The organism is Synechococcus sp. MU1655, assembly GCF_023630655.1.
Taxonomy (GTDB): Bacteria; Cyanobacteriota; Cyanobacteriia; order PCC-6307; family Cyanobiaceae; genus Synechococcus_C.
Genome location: NZ_JAKUHK010000217.1, coordinates 1 through 3,548, shown reverse-complemented (window position 1 = coordinate 3,548; position 3,548 = coordinate 1). Strand labels below are relative to the sequence as shown.

Below are 3,548 nucleotides of genomic sequence, written 5' to 3'. Positions count from 1 at the left end.
AGCACGATTACGACGTCCGCATCGGTCAAGCCCAGCGCTTCCTCAAGGCGGGCGACAAGGTGAAATGCACGGTTATTTTCCGAGGCCGGGAGATTCAGCACACCGCCTTAGCGGAGGTGTTGCTGCGCAGAATGGCCAAAGACCTGGAAGAGCCCGCCGAGGTGCAGCAGCCTCCGAAGCGCGAAGGCCGCAACATGATCATGTTTCTGACCCCCCGCAAAGCGCCGCTGGTCAAGAAAGACAAGGACGAAGAAGTGGTGAACAAAGCCGTACGCACCATCCCTTCACCCGCTCGTCGGATCAGCACTCAAGACTGAGCCGCCTCCAGCAGCAGTCGCCAGCCCTCCTGCGCTGAGGCCTGGTGGTACTGATCTCGGGCTTCGCACATGAAGCCGTGATCAGCCCCCTCAAATGCGCTGTAACGCAAGCGCAAACCAGAGGGATCCTCGGCTTGCAATGCCGCTTGAATCGCCTGTTGATCCGACCTTGGGATCAGGGGATCAAGGCTGCCGCACAAACAATGCAGCTCTCCCTGCACCGAGGGCAGCAACTCCAAGCTGGGGGCTCCTCCACCGGGCCGCCCACGGCTCACCCCTGCCCCATAAAAATCCAAGCTGACCTGCACATCAGCCAGGGTGGCGGCCAGCAGAGCGGCATGGCCCCCGAAACAGAACCCCACCACCGTGATCCGCAGAGGCCGATCATTGGCTTCAAGCGCATGCCGCAGCCAATCGATCGAAGCTTGAACATCCGCAAGGATCGCCTCGGCGCTCGTGGCCTCCTTATGGCGCCGACCTTGGCTGGTGGACTCCGGGTCATAACCAAGCTCGAGCTCTGGGGCTGTCCGCGCAAACAACGGCATCGCGAGGGCCGGAACACCAGCCGCCGACAAGCGGTCAGCCACACCACGCACCCAACAATTCAGGCCAAAGATCTCGGGAAGCACGATCACAGCACCGGTAGCCGGCCTTGCGCTGCTGGTGGACGCCCACCAGCAGCGCAAGGGCACTGGACCGGTGTTCAGCGTTACCCAGGACCCTGGCGATGGCTTGGGAAGCACAGGAGGAAGAATCGAAAAACTTGGCATCAGCGCGTGAAGATAAGCCGCTAGATCAGGGCAAGGATCAGCTCAGCAATTGTCACCAAGCCATCCAGTCCTTAAGGTGGCCACATCAATCCGGTCCACCGGCGTGCGATTCCACATCCAACAGGAAAGCGACATACCGGCATCGACCCAGCTCTACAACCAGATCTGTTTCGCCATCGCCGCCCGGCACTACCCGCCAGGGCATCGTCTTCCGAGTACGAGGCAGCTCGCGATGCAGACCGGCTTGCATCGCAACACCATCAGCAAGGTTTACCGCCAACTTGAAACCGATGGGGTGGTGGAAGCAATGGCCGGTTCCGGGATCTATGTGCGCGATCAACAGAAGCCACGGGAGATCCGAACCCCGCCCCATATCCGCAATCGTGGCGTCACCGATCTCGATCGAGAGGTGCGCAAATGCGTGGATGGCCTGCTCAACGCGGGTTGCACCCTGCAGCAAACCAGAGAGCTGCTCACGCGAGAAATCGATTGGCGCCTGCGCTGCGGCGCCAGGGTGCTTGTGAGCACCCCTCGTGAAGACATTGGCGCTTCGATGCTCATCGCAGAAGAACTCGAACCCAACATCAACGTGCCTGTGGAAGTGGTGCCGATGGAAGAACTCGAGAGCGTGCTCGAGAACGCAAGCAATGGCACGGTGGTGACGAGCAGATACTTCCTCCAGCCCGTAGAAGAGCTCGCCAAGAAACACGGTGTACGCGCTGTTGCGGTGGATCTCAACGACTTCAAAGCGGAATTGGGGATGCTCAAAGAGCTCCGCCAAGGCAGCTGCGTCGGCCTTGTGAGCATCAGCCCCGGCATCCTGCGAGCCGCCGAAGTGATCCTCCACAGCATGCGCGGCAATGACCTCTTGCTGATGACGGCCACCCCTGACATCGGCAGCCGGCTACTAGCCCTTCTGCGCGCCTCCAGCCACGTGCTCTGTGACCGCCCCAGCATGCCGTTAGTGGAGCAAAGCCTCCGTCAAAACCGCTCCCAGCTGATGCGGATGCCTCAAGTGCACTGCGCCGAGAGCTACCTCAGTGGTGACACGATCGAGCTACTCCGCAAAGAAATTGGCCTGATCAGCCACTGATCAGGCACGAATACGCCGCGAAAAGGGTTGCCCGCACGAGATGATGAGTGCATTAGCCAAAGGCTCAAAGCAGCAAGGCCATGCTTGATCAAATTCGGGCCGACTTTGCGATCATCCGCGAACGGGATCCTGCGGCGCGGGGACCATTGGAGATCCTGCTCTGCTACCCAGGGTTTCAAGCGATCAGCTTGCACAGGCTGAGCCATCGGCTTTGGCGCTCCCGGCTACCCCTGAAATTGCCGGCACGCCTGCTGAGCCAGCTGGGCAGAGGAATCACCGGCGTGGAGATCCACCCGGGGGCCACGATTGGCCGAGGTGTGTTCATTGATCACGGCATGGGGGTCGTGATTGGTGAAACGAGCGAAATTGGCGATCGCTGTCTTCTGTATCAGGGTGTGACCCTGGGTGGAACTGGCAAAGACAGCGGCAAGCGTCACCCAACCCTCGCCAACAACGTTGTCGTGGGAGCTGGAGCCAAGGTGCTGGGAGCCATTGAGGTGGGTGCTAACACCAGGATTGGCGCTGGATCCGTCGTTGTGCGCAGTGTTGAGCAGAACTGCACAGTTGTGGGCATCCCCGGGCGAGTGATCCATCAGAGCGGCGTACGGATTAACCCCCTGGCGCACTCAGCTCTACCTGATGCGGAAGCCAATGTGATCCGCAACTTGATGGAGCGGATTGATCAACTTGAAAATCAGGTGAGCGAACTACAAAGCTGCCTAAGCGCTGTTGCCGCGGGAGGAAGCGGAGAAACCATTCGTGAAGTAAGTACGGGCCAATCCCAAAACCTCAAGGACAGAGAAATCCTTGAGTTTCTAGGGGACTAACGCTCTGGGGCTTACGCCGAGGTGGTCTGCGCTGCAGCAGGGGGAGCGGGTTTGAACATAAACATGGAATAGATCACATTGCGGCGCATATTCGTCATCATCTCCAGGAACATATCGTAGCCTTCATTTTTATATTCAATCAACGGATCTTTCTGTCCGTACCCTCGCAATCCCACCGATTCACGCAGGGCATCCATGGCCTGCAGATGCTCACGCCAGAGAGTATCAATCTGCTGAAGGATGAAGAAACGCTCGGCTTCTCGCATCAACCCTGGACGCAACTCCTCAATCTGGCCTTCTTTGAGATCGTAGGCATTGCGTAATTGCTCCTGAAGGAAGGCCTTGAGATCATCCATTGAGAGCCCCTGGAGTTGATCGGGCTGCAGGTCTTCAAGTAGATAAACAAACTCTTTCACCTTGCTCACAAGCTGTGAAACATCCCATTCCTCGGGAGGGAGGTCTGGATTCACATAGGCTTCAACAATTTCATTCATCGTGCGCTCCCCGTAACCAATCACCTGCTTCTTCAGCTCACGGCCAT

General features: G+C 58.5%; 4 protein-coding genes and 1 pseudogene. 3 read left to right on the top strand and 2 right to left on the bottom strand.

What is annotated here, in order from left to right; translation table 11 throughout:
• Positions 1-317 (top strand): translation initiation factor IF-3 (gene infC, locus NCN04_RS09545; protein WP_250395932.1); only part of this gene is annotated, 317 nt, incomplete at its 5' end.
• Here the strand turns inward: infC and NCN04_RS09540 are convergent.
• A complete protein-coding gene (locus NCN04_RS09540; RefSeq protein ID WP_250395931.1) occupies positions 308-1,087 on the bottom strand; it encodes a dienelactone hydrolase family protein in 780 nt (259 codons plus the stop codon). The genes infC and NCN04_RS09540 overlap by 10 nt on opposite strands.
• Before the next feature lie 103 nt (positions 1,088-1,190).
• Here NCN04_RS09540 and NCN04_RS09535 point away from each other — a divergent pair, with 103 nt between their 5' ends.
• Entirely contained in the window at positions 1,191-2,180 is a 990-nt protein-coding gene (locus tag NCN04_RS09535) for a GntR family transcriptional regulator (RefSeq protein ID WP_048348413.1), read from the top strand.
• A gap of 80 nt (positions 2,181-2,260) precedes the next feature.
• Positions 2,261-3,007, top strand: coding sequence for a serine O-acetyltransferase (gene cysE / locus NCN04_RS09530; protein ID WP_250395930.1), 747 nt, complete (start codon positions 2,261-2,263; stop codon positions 3,005-3,007).
• Positions 3,008-3,018: 11 nt separating this feature from the next.
• Here the strand turns inward: cysE and secA are convergent.
• Positions 3,019-3,548, bottom strand: a pseudogene (gene secA, locus NCN04_RS09525) (preprotein translocase subunit SecA); the annotation flags it as partial.

Excerpts from the sequence above, each read along its gene's own strand:
- NCN04_RS09540 (WP_250395931.1), bottom strand. The coding sequence starts at position 1,087 with ATGCCAAGTTTTTCGATTCTTCCTCCTGTGCTTCCCAAGCCATCGCCA.
- cysE (WP_250395930.1), top strand. The coding sequence starts at position 2,261 with ATGCTTGATCAAATTCGGGCCGACTTTGCGATCATCCGCGAACGGGAT.